We start from the raw sequence: 16,855 nt of genomic DNA on the forward strand, positions 1-16,855 counted from the left end.
GAAGGCCGATGCCCGGTCAGCGCCAGCGCTGCGGCTCAGATGATTCCGCCGACAGTGGAGGTCAGAAAATGAAAAATATTTGCAGATACTTTCGAATTGCCGGACCAACTGCCGGGTTGATCGCGAGTGCGCTGTTGGGATCAGTTTGCGTATATGCGCAAGGATCGCCTTCGGTCACGCTCAACTTTAGTGGCACCTACAACGCGACGACGTGTTCGCTGGTCAGTTCGCCCGACATGACGGTCACATTGCCGAGGCTTTCGACGCAATCGCTGCCGAGAGCCGGAGTGGCAGATGGCTCAAAGGTCTTCACCATTACGATCCGATGCCCAAGCGGCGAGACGGGTGCGCGCGTGTATTTCGAGAGCGGTTCGTCGACCGATCCCAATACGGGAAATCTGGACCTGCAAAACGCGGGCGGCACGACATCGGCAAAGAATGTACAGGTCATGCTGGCGAATGCGGACGGATCGCGGATCAAGGTCGGCGACCGATCCACGATGAAGGTCATTCCGATCACGTCCACGGATCCGACGCCGGTGGATTTCATTGCCAGCTACTACGCGACGGGTCGAGCCACGGCTGGCACTGTAAGTACATTCGTCACCTATGTCGTCGAAATGCCCTGAGGGTGCTGGCGCGCATACGTTTATATGACGTTTGATTCAACGGTCGCGCTGATGCGAGCGACAGCGTTGCATGCGGCACTGCTGTCCGACGGCGCGCAAATGCCGGCTGTTCCTTTTTGGCGTGCGCGTTGTAGCACGTTGATCGAAACGCTACAGCAGCAAATGCAGGATCGAAACTTTCCTCCAACGGATATCCAGGAAGTCAGCCTCGCACAGTGCGTTCTGCTGGATGAGCTGACACTGCATGCATTGCCTTCCAACCAGCACGAAGAATGGTTGCGTGACCTGTTGCAGAGGCGTTTTCATGGCGTGCGCGATGGCACTCCATTGGTTTGGGAACGGATCGAAACGGTGGTGGATGGCGGCGGCCGAGATCTCGCCGGACTCGAGTTCTACAGCATGTTGCTGGGGCTGGGCTTCGACGGCGGACGCAGAGACGCGAACGCATATCTGGAGCGTGCGAGATCGGAGTTGAACTGGCATAGATGTGATACGGCGGTGTTGTCCACACCCGACGCACCGAAAACCGCCATGACACCGTCCCATTCGATTCGGCCGGCGGACATATCACGCATCGCACTTTCGCGCAGGACCGCCGGCGTGCTCATTGCTGGCGCGATTGCCGTCGCGTCACTATGGGCGGCGCTGGACGTTAGCCTGGACTTTGCGATAAGTAATCTACCTGAATCATCGTCCCCGCAGAGTACGCAATGATTTCCGCAAACAGCTACCGAGCGGCGCTGATCTGGGTCGCTGTCTCCGTTGCCGGCCTGACCTGGCTGTGTTTGCCGCTCGCTCTTCAACCGTCGTGGCCCGTTGTGCTTAGCCTTGTTCTGGTGACGGCGGTGGGCACGGCGGTATTGCCAACTTGCGGGCGATCGAAGCCGACCCACGAGGACCAGCACGTTCAGACCGGCAACATGCGCGAGTTATCGATCGTTCTTGTCGCCGGGCCGCATGCCGCTGCGTTGTTTGCGCGCGATGGCCAAGCAGCCACGCTGCGCCGAAGCGTTGATGCCGTGTGGTTTCACGTCACGTCCCCCGGGGCGCTATCCAGCGTGTTGGTCACGGTGATGGAGTCGTATCAACGTCCGCCGGATGCTGTGTTGATGCCCGTCGTTCCCGACGCTGAGTGCGACGACGCGGTGATTCGCCGCGAATTTACTCGCTGGAAGCATGAAATCGCCGCAAGCACCGCTCCCCGGGCGTTCGTATTACCTTGCTATCTCGCGATCTACGCTTATCTCGGCGCGAATCGCGACCGCGCAGTGGAACCGGTCTGGTTCGGCGATGCAATCAGTTTGTCGACAACGCCACCCGCGACCGCAACCGCTCGGCAACATGCGCAAGCACTCAGGCAACAGCTGGACCAGGCATGGCTCGCGGTCGCACAGCCGCAACGTGCCTCGCGTGCCGGCTTGGGGCACGCAGTGTTCGACTGGCTAGAAGATGCGGCGCTGTTGTCGACACTTTCGTCGCTCGCGAACACCGCGCCGCTCTCGCTGCGTGGCTTGCTGTTGGCCGATATCGGACACCCGCCGATGCGTCCCGGCGCCTGGTCGCGATGGCTAACCGGCAAAACCACGCTGCGGCCGCCGCTGATGACGCCGAAGGCGCAGCCGCAGCCGCTGTCTCTACCCTTACTCACGACCATTGTGCGGAACGAGAGCTTCCGGGTCTCGAAGAGCGAGCGGGGCCGACCGTACTCCGCAATGCTGCACGCAGTGGCTGCGTCGGCCGTCGTACTGATGGTATCGGTTGGTGTGTCAGCATGGTCGAACAGCAGGTTGGTCGCGCGAGTCGCCAACGACCTCGAGGTCTACACGCATTTACCCACAGCCCGTGCGGACGCGAAGCGTGAGCGATTCGAATCGTTGCGCAGGCATTCGGCCGAGCTGGCTCGCTATGCGAGCAACGGTGTGCCGACGGGACTCGGCTGGGGACTGTATCGGGGCAAGCGGTTGCAAGTCGCGCTTGAACGCGTGACCGCCACATCGCATTCCCCATCGATTCCCGCGCATTCGCCGCCGTTCGCTGTGACGATCGACAATTTCCTGTTGTTCGACAGCGGCAAGACGACGCTGAAGCCAGGTGCAGAGCCGAGACTCAAAGGCGTTCTCGATCTGATTCGCGCCAATCCCGACAAGCGGATCCTGATCGCGGGTCACACGGACAACATGGGTTCCAGCGTCGCGAATCAGAAGCTGTCCGAGGCACGCGCACAGGCCATCCGTGATTGGTTCGTCAACACTGCTTCCTTGCCCGTGACACGTTTCGCCATTCAGGGATATGGCGAAACGCGGCCGATTGCCAGCAATGAAAATACTCAGGACCGCGAGAAGAATCGTCGTGCCGAAATTACCCTTATTCCCGATTCAGGCGCCCAATAAAAGTACTCGTCGCGGGTATCCGTCCAGGTGGCAGCATTCGTGGCACGTCAAACCCCTCATTTGTTCTTGCAATCGAGACCGAATTTTGGGCAACCGCCCATATCGTCACGCTGCTTCGAGACATAACATCACCGGATAGCGTATTTCCTAAGTGAAAACGAGCGGTGCCACCGCTTCTTATTCTATTTGAGCGATAACCTCAGAGCACTATGTCGGCTTCTACCAGTTCTCAAAAATTCATCGCACGTAATCGTGCTCCTCGCGTCCAGATCGAATACGACGTCGAAATTTACGGTTCCGATAAGAGAGTCGAGCTCCCGTTCGTGATGGGCGTCCTCGCCGACTTGTCGGGCAAGCCGGTCGAACCGTTGCCCGCCGTCGGCGATCGCAAGTTCTTCAATATCGACATCGAGAACTTCGACGAGCGAATGAAGGCCATGAAACCGCGTGTCGCGTTCGCGGTGCCCAACACGCTGACGAACGAAGGTCAGCTGATGGTCGATATCACGTTCGAAAGCATGGACGATTTCTCGCCCGCAGCCGTCGCGAAGAAAGTTAACGCGCTCGCGCAACTGCTGGAGGCGCGTACGCAACTCGCCAATCTGCAAACGTATATGGATGGCAAGAGTGGCGCGGAAAATCTGGTCAGCAAGGTGTTGAGAGACCCTGCATTGCTCGAAGCGCTTGCCAAGGCGCCGAAACCGGAAGCGGCATCCACCGGCGAGCCAGTGACCGACGAATGATCTTTGCTTTCCGCACGAAAGCACAGCCTGAAACAATGGGGAAATGATGGCCGAACTTCAAGCGAATACGCGCGCCAAGGCAACGGCGAGCGTGACCAATCAATCCGATTTCAATGCACTCCTGTCGCGCGAATTCAAGCCCAAAACGGAGCGCGCGCGCGAGGCTGTCGAGGGGGCTGTCCGAACGCTCGCTCAGCAAGCACTCCTTACATCGGCAACAGTGTCGGACGACGCCTACAAAAACATAGAGTCGATTATTGGGGAGATCGATCGCAAATTGTCCGAACAGATCAACCTGATTCTTCATCACGAAGATTTCCAGAGTCTTGAAAGCGCATGGCGTGGACTTCACCACCTCGTCGCGAACACGGAAACGGATGAGAAACTGAAGATACGCTTCATGGACGTGTCGAAGGACGATCTGCGACGCTCGATGAAGCGCTATAAAGGGATTGCGTGGGACCAGAGTCCGTTCTTCAAGCAAATCTACGAGGAAGAGTACGGGCAGTTGGGTGGCGAGCCGTACGGCTGTCTCGTCGCTGACTACTACTTCGATCACACACCGGCCGATGTCGACCTGCTGGGCTCGATTGCAAAGGTGGCGGCAGCATCGCATGCGCCGTTCATTAGCGGCGCGGCGCCGTCCGTACTGCAGATGGACTCGTGGCAGGAACTCGCGAACCCACGCGACCTGACGAAGATCTTTACGCAAAATCTCGAGTACGCGCCTTGGAACTCGCTGCGCAGTTCCGAAGACGCGCGTTACATCGGCCTTGCAATGCCGCGTTTTCTTGCGCGTCTGCCGTATGGCGTCAAGACTAATCCCGTCGACGAATTCAATTTCGAAGAGGCGACCGACGGCGCGGATCATCAACGCTATGTATGGTCGAACGCGGCCTACGCAATGGCGGTGAATATCAACCGTTCGTTCAAGAACTACGGCTGGTGCACGCTGATTCGCGGCGTGGAAAGCGGCGGTGTGGTTGAAAACCTGCCGTGTCACACGTTCCCGACGGATGACGGCGGGATCGACATGAAGTGCCCGACGGAAATCGCGATCTCCGACCGCCGCGAAGCGGAATTGTCCAAGAGTGGCTTCATACCGCTCATCCACCGCAAGAACACTGATTACGCGGCGTTCATCGGTGCGCAATCGTTGCAGAAACCGGTCGAGTACCACGATCCGGACGCAACTGCTAACGCGAATCTATCGGCGCGTCTTCCGTATCTGTTTGCATGCTCGCGCTTTGCGCATTACCTGAAGTGCATCGTGCGCGACAAGATCGGCGCATTCAAGGAGCGCGACGAAATGCAGCAGTGGCTCAATGAATGGGTCATGAACTACGTCGACGCCGATCCCGCGAATTCGTCGCAGGAAACCAAGGCACGTCGACCGCTGGCGGCGGCCGAAGTGGTCGTCGAGGACGTCGAGGGAAATCCTGGATATTACCAAGCGAAATTCTTCCTGCGCCCGCATTTCCAGCTCGAAGGTCTGACGGTTTCCTTGCGTCTCGTCGCGAAGCTGCCGCTCGTGAAGGAAGCCGCCTGATCCGGCGTCTACCGCTTATGCGGTGATTGAGCGACGGACAGGCGCTCACTAAATATGCCTGGCTTTCATTGAGCAACTCAAAACTAACGTGTACCAAGGAGTACTTTTATGGCGCAAGACATCTTTCTCAAGATTAACGGGATTGATGGTGAGTCGGCAGACGCTAACCACAAGGATGAAATCGACGTTCTGAGCTGGGGGTGGGGCGTTACGCAGCAATCGAATATGCACGTTGGTTCCGGCGGTGGCGCCGGCCGGGCAACGGTCGAAGACTTCACGTTCGAGCATTTCATCGATCGTGCAACGCCCAATCTGACGCAATACTGCCTGACCGGTAAGCACATCGATGAAGCGAAGCTGGTCGTGCGTAAAGCCGGCGGCAATCCGCTCGAATACATCAAATTCACGATGAGTGACGTGCTGGTTACCTCGGTGCATCCTTCCGGCGTCAGCGACAGCGAATCACGTCCCCGCGAAACGGTGAGTCTGTCCTTTGCTCGCCTGAAGCAGGAATATGTGGTGCAGAACGCGCAAGGCGGCAGCGGCGGTGCGATCACGGCGACCTTCGATATCAAGAAGAACAAAGCCTAAAGTCGCACAGATTCCTGAATCCTGACACCACCACTCTTTTGTCCGGTGGACAGTGTCAAGACTGTTAGCCAGGATGCCGGGCTGGATGCAGGCATCCTGGTTCATTCAGGACTACGTGCGAGACCTCCTTGTACCGTCAGATGGTTTCGATCTTTCTTTCTCGCGTCGCGATATGGCTGAGCATCGGGGGCTGGCTAGCCCTAAGCGGAGTGAGCGCATGGCTGTCCGGGTGCGCTGGCGCGCCGGCTCCCGTTATCAAGGAGCGAACGACCCTCCGGCTTCAGATCGCGGCAAACGAGAACGTCAATCCGAACGAGTGGGGAACGGCGGCGCCGATCCTCGTGCGGATCTACGAACTGAAGTCACCCACCGCATTTCAAACCGCCGACTTTTTCACGCTGCAAAGCGACGACAAAAAAATCCTTGGCGACGACGCGCTAATCGTCGACGAATTCATTCTGCGTCCCGGCGACACCCGCGAGATCGTCCGCAAGTCGAATGCCGCCACTACCGCAATTGGCGTGCTGGCCGGCTACCGGGATCTCGGGAAATCAGTCTGGCGCGGGGTGTACCGGTTGCCAGTCGCGCCCGACGCCGCATGGTACAGGATGGCTCTTCCAGACAAGGAACAGAAGCTGACGATCCAGCTTGATCAGCGCACTGTTTCGATTTCAAAGTCAGACTAATTTCGATGAGTTGGTATAGCAAAGTTGTTTGGAGCGAGGGCCTTTTCCTGCGCCCGCAATTGTTTCAGCAGCAGGAACGATATTTCGAGTCGTTCGCGCATCGCCGCAGTGCGCCGCTGAGCCCGTTTTTCTGGGGTTTCAGCCGTTATGAAATCGACCAGGAATCGCTCGCGTTCGGCAAGCTGGTATTCAAAAGCGGGCTCGGCGTATTTCCGGACGGCACGCCGTTCGAGGTGCCGGGTTTGACGCAGCCTCCGCCCCCACTGACGATCGGACCGGAACATCAGGAGCAGGTGATTTACCTGGCGATCCCGCTTCGCCTGCCGAACACCGAAGAAACCGCCTTCACCGAGCAGAGCGGATCGCTGGCCCGTTACCATGCGTACGACACGGAACTGCGCGACAGCAATGCGATCGGCCAGGGCCCGAAGCCCGTCCAACTGTCGAAGCTGCGCCTGCGGCTGTTGCCCGAGAAAGAGCTGACACAGTCCTGGATCGGTGTTGCGCTGACGCGCGTGAAGGCGCTGCACGCGGACGGCGCCGTGTCGCTGCACAGCACCGACCACATTCCGCCCGTGACCGGCTACGGCGCGAATCCACTGCTGCGCGAATGGGCGATGCAGCTGCACGGCCTCGCGCGACTACGCGCCGACGCGCTCGCCGCTCGGCTGTCAGGTGCCGATGGCCGTTCGGGCGCGGCGGCCGAAGTGGCCGACTATCTGCTGCTCCAGGTGCTCAATCGCTATGAGCCGCTGCTCGAACATATTTGCCAGCTCGAGGAAACAGCGCCGGTAAACCTGTATCGCGAGCTCGCGCTTTTTGCCGGCGAGCTTTCGACCTTCGTGCGTCCACAAACGCGTCGTCCGCGGCCGGCTCCAGGCTATGACCACGCGCAGCTCTACAGCAGTATCAGGCCGCTCGTCGAGGACGTTCACTATCTGTTGAACCAGGTATTGATTCGCGGTGCGCAGCCGATTGCGCTTACGGAGCAGGCGCACGGCATCCGCACGGCCGCCATGTTGCCGAACGAACTGGCAGGCTATTCGAGCCTCGTGCTCGCGGTGGGCGCGCAGATGCCTTCCGAGTTGCTGCAGCAGCAGTTTCTTGCCCAAACGAAGATCAGCCATCCACAGCGCTTGTCGGAATTGATCCGTTCGCACCTGCCGGGTCTGACCATAGCCGCGCTGCCGGTTCCTCCGCGCCAGATTCCGTTCAACTCGGGCTTTATATATTTCGAACTGTCGCGTACCGGACCGTTCTGGGAGCAGATTGCACGGCACGGAGGGCTTGCCATGCATGTCGCCGGACACTTCCCGGAACTCAAGCTTGAACTGTGGGGCGTGCGTCAAAAATGAGTACCGGTGCATACGGGGATGATGCGTTCGACTTTCTGCTGAACCCCGAGAACTCCGCTTCTGGCCAGAGTCAGCCGTCTGGATTGCCCGCTGGCCGTCCCGCAACCGCGGCCGCCGCCAATCAGGAACCGGTCGTCGATGCGACCGCCTTCGATCCGCCGGAAGAGGTGCAGACGCGTCTCGAGCGCATGAAGACCGCGCGCAATCCGTTGCGTGAAGCCGCGCAGCCTTTGTTGCGCATGATGGCGGACATGCCGGCTTCGCTCGATTCGTTGGCTGCGGTCGCGAGCTTGCGCTCGCTGCTGGTGCGTGAGGTCGCCGCATTCCAGAAGGTCTGCGACAAAGCAGGTTTGCCGTGGAAACATGTGGCGGCTGTTCGTTACGCGCTGTGCACCGCGCTCGACGAAGCCGCCAACCGCACCCGTTGGGGGAGCGGTGGCATCTGGGCCGCACGGGGTCTGTTGCTGAACTTCGAAGGAGAAGTGGACGGTGGCGAGAAGTTCTTCCTGCTGATCGGCCGCATGGCAACCGACCCCCAGGAGTACATCGACGTACTCGAGGTGCTGTATCGCATTCTCAGCCTGGGATTCGAAGGACGCTACAGCGTTGCCGCGGACGGTCCACGTCATCTGGAGCAGATCCGGCAGCGAATGCTGACGCTCATCAGCGGCACGCGCGACACGCTGCGGCTCGAACTGTCGCCGCATTGGCGCGGCGAGGAGCCGGGCAGGATGCGGCTCCTGAAAAGCGTGCCGGTCTGGGCGACGGCGGGCGTCGCCGCGCTATGCGTGTTCTCGTTGTTCACCTGGTACGAGTATCGGCTTCTGGCGCAAAGCAATGCGCTGCAAGCAAAGATTCTCGCGATCGGAGTGCCGATCAAGGTCGCGGCTCCGGTCGTTCACGAGCGCTTGCGCCTGTCCGTTCTGCTAAAGGATGAGATTGCTCGCGGCCAGGTCCTGGTCGAAGAGAACGAGCGCAGCAGCCGGGTCGTGTTTCGTGGCGACTACGTGTTTCTTCCGGGGCAAAGCCGCATTCGCCCGGAACTGGATCCAGTGCTGAGCAGGGTTGCGCAGGAGGTCGCGCGGGTCGGCGGCCATGTCACGGTGACCGGGCACACCGACAACCAGCCGATCCACACGGCGCAGTTTCCCGACAACCGGGTGTTATCGGAACAGCGCGCGGCGTTCGTCGCCGACGTATTGAAGGCGCACGGCGTGCCTGTCAATCGCATCCTGGCCGTCGGCAAGGGCGATGCACAACCTGTCGCGGACAACACTACAGCGGAAGGTCGTTCCCGCAATCGACGCGTGGAAGTCTTCGTCACGCACTAACGGGAAAGCCTTGATGTCTTATTTGAACCGCTTATCGAAACTGGTGCTGACGCGCCAGACGCTGGTGCTCGCCGCGATCCTCGTGGCGGCTGTGGCTGTCTGGTTCGTGGGACCTCTGATTGCTTTTGGCGACTACCGGCCGCTCGACAGCGTGTTCTCGCGCGCGCTGTCGATCGTCGTGCTGTTGTTGCTGCTGTTGTTCTGGCTGCTCGGCTGGTCGCCGGGCGTCATCGGCGTCGCGTTGCTGTGTGTCGCGCTCTGGTTTTTCGGACCGATACTCGCGTTCGGCGAAACGCATCCGCTCGGCACCACATGGTCCCGCGTGCTGCTGATCTCGGTGCTGCTTGCCTGCTACGCGATCTATGGGCTGTATCGCCTGTGGCGGGCAGTGCGCAGCGACGACGTGCTGCTGCAGCGCGTTCTGAACCCGTTCACGAAGAAGTCGGCCGCGACCCCTGTCGCACGTGACGAAATCCGCGCGCTTCACGCGGTCGTCGCGAAGGCCATCGACAAACTCAAACGCATGCGCGGCGGACCGGCGGGGCTGCGTCGTCTGCTCGAAAGCCAGCGCTATCTGTACGAACTTCCGTGGTACATGGTGGTGGGCTCGCCGGGCGCCGGCAAGACGACGTTGGTCCTGAACTCGGGTCTGGATTTTCCGGAGGCGGAGCAGATGGCCGCGGCGTCGCTGAGAGGCCGCGTCGAAACTGAGAATTGCGACTGGTGGTTCGCGAACGAGGCGGTGCTGATCGATACCGCTGGCCGTTATACGGTTCAGGACGCAGCATCGCAAGACGCCGCGAAGATCGACGTCAAACCGGAAGACCTGAAGAGCGCGAACGAGGCCGAATGGCGCGGCTTTCTCGGATTGCTTCGCAAGCGGCGCCCGCGCGCGCCGATCAACGGTGCGCTGCTGGCCGTTTCGGCCGAAGAGTTGTTGACGCGCCCCGCGTCCGAACGAAAGGCGCTCGCCGCGTCGATGCGTGCGCGGCTTGGCGAGCTGCGCCAGCAGTTAGGGATTCGATTCCCCGTCTACGTACTCGTCACGAAGCTCGATTTGTTGCCCGGCTTCGGGGAGTATTTCCAGTCGTTGACGGCGGAGAGCCGCGCGCAGATTTTCGGCTTCACTCTGCCTTATCAGGAGGAGCCGGAACAACACGGCCGCGACACATTGCGCGTGGCCTGCGCGGCCGAGATGCGTGAGCTGGAGCAGGGACTCGAAGACAGCATCAACACGAGGCTGCAAGAGGTGTACGAGGTCGATCTGCGCAAGAAGCTTTATGCGCTGCCGTCCGAATTTCGTAGCCTGTGCGCGGAACTCGATGAATTGCTCGCGCTGGTGTTTCTCGATTCGAAATACGACGACACGCAGTTGAACAGCACGCTGCGCGGCGTCTATTTCACGAGCGCGGCGCAAACTCACGAGGCCGTGTCCGCCGACAGCACCACACTGTTGCAGCGGCTGCGTCGCGGGCTTGCGGGTTTGTTCGGCGCCGCGCCGAAAACGGTCTCGCCGTCATCCGGCGGCGCTACGCCTACCGCCTATCGCGGCTATTTCCTGCGCAATCTGTTTCAGCACGTGATCCTGGCCGAAGCGCATCTGGTGCGGCCAAACCTATACTGGGAAATCCGTTTCCGTGCATTGCATGTTGTCGGGCATCTGCTCGCGATCGTCGTCGCGGTGTGGCTAGTCGGTGCACTCGTCGTTAGCTTCGGCAATAACCGCGAGTATCTTGCCGCGATCGACGCGAAGGCCAATGGGCTCGCCGCGCGGGTCCTGTCGCAGCGCAAGGCGCCGCAGCCCGGGGCGATGGGGTCGATGCTGTCAGCGTCGCGTGACCTGCCGCAGTTCGACGGCATCGAACTCGACAGTCCCGGTCTCGCATGGCGCTACGGGCTGTACACGGCGCCCGCCATCAGCGCCGCCGCCGGCGAGACCTACGACGGTTTGCTGAAACAGATGTTGCTGCCGCAAGTCATCGGCCGGCTCGAAACGGTGCTCGATACACAAATCGGCGCACAGGACGCGGACGGCGTTTATCGCACGCTGACGGTCTATCTGATGCTGTTCGACCGCTCGCACTACGACGCGAAAGCGATCAAGGCCTGGGTGCTCGGCGACTGGGAGCACGCCAACAGCGTCGCACCGCTCGGCGAGCGCAGTGTGATGGCGCGACACCTCGACGCGCTGATCGGGGAAGGGGTGCCCGCGGTGCCGGCAAAACCGGTGAATGCGCAGCTAGTGCGTCGCGCGCGCGAGTTCCTCGGCCGCAATCCGGCGTCCGGACGGCTCTACGAACGCGCGATGAACACCATGGCGCCGGAGGCGCCCGAGAACGTCACGCTGCTGAGCGCCGGTGGTCCGCAGGCCACTACCGTGTTCATGCTGGCCAACGGCTCGACGCTCGCGCGAGGCATCCCCGGTCTCTATACCTACGACGGCTATCACGCGGTATTCAACAAGCGCCTGCCGGAATTTCTCGAGCAGGCGCGCAAACAGGACGCGTGGGTGATGGGCGAGGCCGATACATCGACGCGGTGGCGGCACATGGCAAACGGCAACGCGCTGCGCAAGGACAAGCTCGCCGACGATATCCGTCGCCAGTACTTGACCGACTATGGCAACTATTGGAGCCAGTTTCTCGACGACGTGAGACCGGTGTCGGGCAGCGAAGGCACGCTGGCGCCCGATCTGCAGACGTTGCGTACGCTGGCCGCGCCGGATTCGCCGCTGGCGAGACTCGCGCGAACCGCCGCGCGCGAGACGTCGCTGTCGGTCGCTGACGGCGCGGACGAATCGTCGGCCGCCGGGAGTGCCATCAACGGGATCATGCGTCGCTCGCAGGCGGCGCGCGCCGCGAGCGCCGTGGCCGCAACCGCCACCATCGGTCAGCTCGCGCAGCAGAAGATGGAACGTGAACTGGTCGACCGACGCTTTGCCGCGCTGCGCGAAGTCGTGACCGGCCAGGCCGATAGCGGGAGCGCGCTGCCTGGCGGAAGCGGCGTGCTGCAGCTGGGCGGCGTCATCGGGCTGATCAACGAGCAGTACACGCGATTGACGACCGCCGGCGACGTGCTCGCCACCAACAGCATGCCGCCCACGGACGACCTCGGCGCCACGATGCAGCTCGAGGCGCAGAAGCTGCCGCCGCCGTTTCGGGCCGTGCTCGTGGGCCTCGCGACGCAGTCGATGCGCAAGGTGGACCGCAACGTCGGCTCGCTGCTGACGATGCAGGTCGAATCGAGCGTTGGCGCGCAATGCCGCCGTGCTGTCGAAGGCAAATATCCGTTCGTCGCGAGCGTCCAGGAAGTCGACATCGACGATTTCAACCGCGTTTTCGCGGCCGGCGGCCTGCTCGACGACTTCTTCCACAAGACGCTTGCCAGCCGTGTCGATACGAGCATACGGCCGTGGCGCTATAAGCCCGTCAGCCCCGGCATGCCGCCCATGCAGGGACCGAGTCTCGAACCGTTCGAGCGCGCCGCGGCGATCCGCCAGACATTTTTCCGCGATCCCGGCGCGACCCGGATGTCGTGGAATGCGGGCCTCAAGGTCGTGTCGCTGGATCCCGAGATTACCGATCTGCTCATCGACGTCGACGGGCAAAGCCTGCGCTATGCGCACGGTCCGGTCACGACATTCCCGATCACATGGCCGGGGCCGCGCGGCGGCTCGATGGCCGGCCTCACCGCGAATCCGCGCGTGCGTCCGGACACGTCGACCGTGATGACCGAGGGTCCGTGGGCGCTGTTCCGTCTGATCGACCGGGGTCGTGTGACGTCGACATTGTCGTCGAGCCGCTCGGCAGTGGACTTCAATTTCGACGACCGGCACGCGGTTATCGAACTGACGTCGGGCGGGCAGGCGGGACCGCAACTCACCGCGTTGCTGCGGGATTTTCGTTGCCCTGGCAGTGGAAACACGCTGGCAAGGCGAACGGACGCGTCGTCAAGCACCGCATCGTCCAATGAGCTGTAGCGCCTTTTCGATAAAGAGAACTTAGAGGAGTGCATGTCAAGTAATCCCTTGAACGCGATAGGTGTGCAAAGCCGCGCGGTGACCGTATCCAGCGCGGCGATACCGAGGTGGCCGGCTCGGACCGCGGACGGACTGACGCAGCCGGCGCTGCAGTTCATGTCGCTGAACGGCGACGAGCATCTCGGCAAGCTGTTCGAATACGAACTGCTGTTGCGCACGCCCGACGATTACACAGTGCCGCTTGCCGTCAGTGCCAATCTCGACCTGAAGGCGCTGCTAGGCAAGGAAATGACCGTCGCGATCGACCTCGAGCCGAGCGCCGATTCCGAAGCGGCTCAGCGCGAAATCACCGGACTCGTCGCCGCCGCGCAATACCTGCGTCGGGAAGGCCGCTACAACGTCTATCGTGTCGTGCTGAAGCCCTGGCTGTGGCTGGCCACCTTGACGACCGACTACAAGATTTTCCAGAACAAGACGGTCATCGAGATCATCGACGAGGTTCTGAAAGACTATCCGTATCCGGTCGAAAAGCGTCTCGACGTGAGCCGCTATGCGCTCGAGGGTGAGAGTCCGACCAACGAGCCGCGCGCGTTCCAGGTCCAGTACGGCGAGACCGACTACCACTTCATTCAACGCCTGATGGAGGAGTGGGGCATCTACTGGTTTTTCGAGCATGCCGACGGCAAGCACCGGCTCGTGCTGTGCGATCACATCGGCGCGCACCGCCAGTCGCCGAACTCCGCATACCGGACGCTCGCGTTCCAACCGCAGAACGGCAAGACCGACACCGAATACATCAGCGCGTTTTCGACGGCGGAAGTTTTGTGCACCGGTCACTATGTGACGAACGACTTCGACTTCACGCGTTCGCGTGCCGACATGCGAGCGATCAATCAACAGCCGCGCGATACCAGCTGGAACCTGCTCGAGCGCTACGACTGGCCGGGCGACTACACCGACGGCAACCACGGTGAACTACTCGCGCGTACGCGCATGGAAGCGCTGCGCGCGCCGGGCACGCGAGCGCAAGGCGAAGGTAACGTGCGCGGACTCGCGTGCGGGCAGACGTTTGCGTTAACCCACTACGACCATACGGCTGCGAACTGCGAATACCTCGTGATCGGTACGAAACTCGCCCTGATCGGTACGCCGGATGAATCGGGTAGCGGTTACGAGTACGCCTGCAGCAACAAGTTCGACGTACAGCCGACGAGCGAAGTGTTCAGACTGCCGCGGGAGACGTCGAAACCGATCGTCAGCGGGCCTCAGTCGGCTGTCGTCGTGGGTCCCGAGGGCAAGGAATTGTGGACCGACGAATTCGGTCGCGTGAAGGTCCGCTTCGTCTGGGACCGCTATGGCCGCAACGTCGAAACCGACTCCTGCTGGGTCCGTGTGAGCCAGGCGTGGGCCGGTCAGGGTTTCGGTGGCATCTATATTCCGCGCATCGGCCAGGAAGTCATCGTCGATTTCTGGAACGGCGACCCGGATCGTCCGCTGATCACCGGGAGTCTGTACAACACGGTGACGCGTCCGCCCTATGAGTTGCCAGGCAACGCGACGCAAAGCGGCTTCATGAGCCGGTCGATGGAAGGGGGCTTGCAGAACTACAACAGCATTCGCTTCGAGGACAAGGCGGGTGCCGAGGAATTCACGGTGCAGGCTGAGCGGGACATGAACCGCCTGACGAAGCTCAACGAATCGCACGTGATCGGTGCCGACTACACGATCGGCGTGGCCGCGGCGCACAGCATGACCGTTGGGGCGACTTCCAGCACGGTCGTTGGCGGCAAGTATTCGATGAGGGTGAAGAATGTTGCCTTCCATTCCGTGGATCTTGGACAGTTCGTTTCGATCGGGGGGCTCGACGAGACTGCGGTCGGGGGTGCCTCCACGCTGACGGTAGGCGGGGCACGTACAGTCACGGTCGGTGGCGCGTCAACGCACGCGGTGGGCGGAGCCTATTCGCTGTCGGCTGGCGGGGTGCTGTCCATCGTGTGCGGCAAGTCGTCACTGACGATGAACATGGATGGCGAGATCAAGCTCATCGGTAAGTCGATCCGCATCCAGGGTGACACCCGTGTTGTGGTGCAAGGCACGCCGCTGGACCTCAACCCCGGTGACATGGAATGCGGTAGCGCAGTGACGGTGCCGGTTCCTTTAGTGGTGCTTGATGCGCTGGACGTTCCAATTATTCCGCCGCCGCCTTCGGAGGAACCACTTCCGACGATAGATCCGCTTCCGACGGAAGAACCGCCGCCATCGGAGGAGCCGCCGCCGTCGGAAGAGCCGCTGCCATCGGAAGAGCCGCTGCCTTCCGAGGAGCCACCGCCATCGGAGGAGCCGCCGCCTTCCGAGGAGCCACCGCCATCGGAGGAGCCACCGCCGTCGGAAGAGCCGCCGCCGTCGGAGGAGCCGCCGCCATCGGAAGAGCCGCCGCCGTCGGAAGAGCCACCGCCGTCGGAGGAGCCGCCGCCATCGGAAGAGCCGCCGCCGTCGGAAGAGCCGCCGCCATCGGAAGAGCCGCCGCCATCGGAAGAGCCGCCGCCATCGGAAGAGCCACCGCCGTCGGAGGAGCCGCCGCCGTCGGAGGAGCCGCCACCGTCGGAGGAGCCGCCGCCATCGGAGGAGCCGCCACCGTCGGAGGAGCCGCCGCCATCGGAGGAGCCACCGCCGTCGGAGGAGCCGCCTCCGTCGGAAGAGCCACCGCCATCGGAGGAGCCGCCGCCATCGGAGGAGCCGCCACCGTCGGAAGAGCCACCGCCATCGGAGGAGCCGCCGCCGTCGGAGGAGCCGCCGCCGTCGGAAGAGCCACCGCCATCGGAAGAGCCACCGCCATCGGAGGAGCCACCGCCATCGGAAGAGCCACCGCCGTCGGAGGAGCCGCCGCCATCGGAGGAGCCGCCGCCATCGGAGGAGCCACCGCCATCGGAAGAGCCGCCGCCATCGGAGGAGCCACCGCCACCGGAAGAGCCACCGCCATCGGAAGAGCCGCCGCCATCGGAGGAGCCACCGCCGTCGGAGGAGCCGCCGCCGTCGGAAGAGCCACCGCCGTCGGAGGAGCCGCCACCGTCGGAAGAGCCACCGCCATCGGAGGAGCCGCCGCCGTCGGAGGAGCCACCGCCGTCGGAGGAGCCGCCGCCGTCGGAGGAGCCACCGCCATCGGAGGAGCCACCGCCGTCGGAAGAGCCGCCGCCGCCGATTGAAACACCGCCGGCAACTGGCAACGACGCGTAACAGCGTATTTCGCAATACCGTGCGGCCGGCGAAAGCCTTCGCGCATCACCCTGCACGGTCTTTCAATTTTCATGAGGAGAAAATCGATCATGTTTCCAGCGGCTCGCAAAGGCGATGCGATCGGACATGGCGGTTCGATCGCCGGGGGTTCCCCGACGGTCTTCATCAATCAAATGCCTGCGGCGCTCGTCGGTATGAGCTCTGCCGTTTGCACGCTGCACCCGTGCTCCCAAGCTGTGGTCGCGGGTTCGGGGACGGTGTTGATCAACAACCTGCCGGCGGCATTGGTTGGCGGCAAGGTTTCGTGTGGCGCGCCGTGTTCCGCTGGTTCGCCAGACGTGCGCATCGGTTCATGATGACGACGGTAG

Annotated in this window: 12 protein-coding genes; all 12 read left to right on the top strand. The window is 62.0% G+C overall.

What is annotated here, in order from left to right:
• Positions 1 to 8 precede the first annotated feature (8 nt).
• Positions 9 to 629, top strand: coding sequence for a fimbrial protein (locus AB3X86_RS23895; protein ID WP_246392318.1), 621 nt, complete (start codon positions 9 to 11; stop codon positions 627 to 629).
• A 24-nt stretch (positions 630 to 653) separates the two neighbouring features.
• Positions 654 to 1,343 (top strand): DotU family type IV/VI secretion system protein, encoded by a 690-nt coding sequence (locus AB3X86_RS23900; protein ID WP_368597928.1) that lies wholly within the window; start codon positions 654 to 656, stop codon positions 1,341 to 1,343.
• Positions 1,340 to 3,019 carry an OmpA family protein gene (locus tag AB3X86_RS23905; RefSeq protein ID WP_368597929.1) on the top strand — a complete coding sequence of 560 codons (1,680 nt, stop codon included), beginning with the start codon at positions 1,340 to 1,342 and terminating at the stop codon, positions 3,017 to 3,019. Before AB3X86_RS23900 ends, AB3X86_RS23905 begins: the two co-directional genes overlap by 4 nt.
• 209 nt (positions 3,020 to 3,228) lie before the next feature.
• Positions 3,229 to 3,762: a type VI secretion system contractile sheath small subunit gene (gene tssB / locus AB3X86_RS23910; RefSeq protein WP_368597930.1), complete on the top strand. Its 534-nt coding sequence runs from the start codon at positions 3,229 to 3,231 to the stop codon at positions 3,760 to 3,762.
• A gap of 46 nt (positions 3,763 to 3,808) precedes the next feature.
• Complete coding sequence (gene tssC, locus AB3X86_RS23915) at positions 3,809 to 5,311, top strand: type VI secretion system contractile sheath large subunit (protein ID WP_368598024.1); 1,503 nt, start codon at positions 3,809 to 3,811, stop codon at positions 5,309 to 5,311.
• Positions 5,312 to 5,419: 108 nt separating this feature from the next.
• The gene (locus tag AB3X86_RS23920) at positions 5,420 to 5,902 is read left to right on the top strand and encodes a type VI secretion system tube protein Hcp (RefSeq protein ID WP_176111536.1); all 483 of its coding nucleotides are present in this window, start codon (positions 5,420 to 5,422) and stop codon (positions 5,900 to 5,902) included.
• A gap of 128 nt (positions 5,903 to 6,030) precedes the next feature.
• Positions 6,031 to 6,588 carry a type VI secretion system lipoprotein TssJ gene (gene tssJ, locus AB3X86_RS23925; protein ID WP_368597931.1) on the top strand — a complete coding sequence of 186 codons (558 nt, stop codon included), beginning with the start codon at positions 6,031 to 6,033 and terminating at the stop codon, positions 6,586 to 6,588.
• A 5-nt stretch (positions 6,589 to 6,593) separates the two neighbouring features.
• Positions 6,594 to 7,943, top strand: coding sequence for a type VI secretion system baseplate subunit TssK (gene tssK, locus AB3X86_RS23930; RefSeq protein WP_368597932.1), 1,350 nt, complete (start codon positions 6,594 to 6,596; stop codon positions 7,941 to 7,943).
• The gene (gene tssL, locus AB3X86_RS23935) at positions 7,940 to 9,274 is read left to right on the top strand and encodes a type VI secretion system protein TssL, long form (RefSeq protein ID WP_368597933.1); all 1,335 of its coding nucleotides are present in this window, start codon (positions 7,940 to 7,942) and stop codon (positions 9,272 to 9,274) included. The genes tssK and tssL overlap by 4 nt, the downstream gene beginning before the upstream one ends.
• 13 nt (positions 9,275 to 9,287) lie before the next feature.
• A complete protein-coding gene (gene tssM, locus AB3X86_RS23940; RefSeq protein ID WP_368597934.1) occupies positions 9,288 to 13,253 on the top strand; it encodes a type VI secretion system membrane subunit TssM in 3,966 nt (1,321 codons plus the stop codon).
• Positions 13,254 to 13,286: 33 nt separating this feature from the next.
• Positions 13,287 to 16,487 carry a type VI secretion system Vgr family protein gene (locus AB3X86_RS23945; RefSeq protein WP_368597935.1) on the top strand — a complete coding sequence of 1,067 codons (3,201 nt, stop codon included), beginning with the start codon at positions 13,287 to 13,289 and terminating at the stop codon, positions 16,485 to 16,487.
• Between the two features lie 89 nt (positions 16,488 to 16,576).
• A complete protein-coding gene (locus AB3X86_RS23950) occupies positions 16,577 to 16,843 on the top strand; it encodes a PAAR domain-containing protein (protein WP_368597936.1) in 267 nt (88 codons plus the stop codon).
• The last annotated feature ends 12 nt before the right edge of the window (positions 16,844 to 16,855 follow it).

Origin of the sequence: Paraburkholderia sp. BR14374 (assembly GCF_040948685.1) — a bacterium.
In the GTDB taxonomy this organism is placed as follows: domain Bacteria; phylum Pseudomonadota; class Gammaproteobacteria; order Burkholderiales; family Burkholderiaceae; genus Paraburkholderia; species Paraburkholderia youngii.

What these genes read in the sequence shown, in the direction of transcription:
- AB3X86_RS23945 (WP_368597935.1), top strand. Translation starts at nt 13,287, where the DNA reads ATGTCAAGTAATCCCTTGAACGCGATAGGTGTGCAAAGCCGCGCGGTG.
- tssC (WP_368598024.1), top strand. Translation starts at nt 3,809, where the DNA reads ATGGCCGAACTTCAAGCGAATACGCGCGCCAAGGCAACGGCGAGCGTG.
- AB3X86_RS23895 (WP_246392318.1), top strand. Translation starts at nt 9, where the DNA reads ATGCCCGGTCAGCGCCAGCGCTGCGGCTCAGATGATTCCGCCGACAGT.
- AB3X86_RS23950 (WP_368597936.1), top strand. Translation starts at nt 16,577, where the DNA reads ATGTTTCCAGCGGCTCGCAAAGGCGATGCGATCGGACATGGCGGTTCG.
- tssL (WP_368597933.1), top strand. Translation starts at nt 7,940, where the DNA reads ATGAGTACCGGTGCATACGGGGATGATGCGTTCGACTTTCTGCTGAAC.
- tssB (WP_368597930.1), top strand. Translation starts at nt 3,229, where the DNA reads ATGTCGGCTTCTACCAGTTCTCAAAAATTCATCGCACGTAATCGTGCT.
- AB3X86_RS23900 (WP_368597928.1), top strand. Translation starts at nt 654, where the DNA reads ATGACGTTTGATTCAACGGTCGCGCTGATGCGAGCGACAGCGTTGCAT.
- AB3X86_RS23920 (WP_176111536.1), top strand. Translation starts at nt 5,420, where the DNA reads ATGGCGCAAGACATCTTTCTCAAGATTAACGGGATTGATGGTGAGTCG.
- tssK (WP_368597932.1), top strand. Translation starts at nt 6,594, where the DNA reads ATGAGTTGGTATAGCAAAGTTGTTTGGAGCGAGGGCCTTTTCCTGCGC.
- AB3X86_RS23905 (WP_368597929.1), top strand. Translation starts at nt 1,340, where the DNA reads ATGATTTCCGCAAACAGCTACCGAGCGGCGCTGATCTGGGTCGCTGTC.
- tssM (WP_368597934.1), top strand. Translation starts at nt 9,288, where the DNA reads ATGTCTTATTTGAACCGCTTATCGAAACTGGTGCTGACGCGCCAGACG.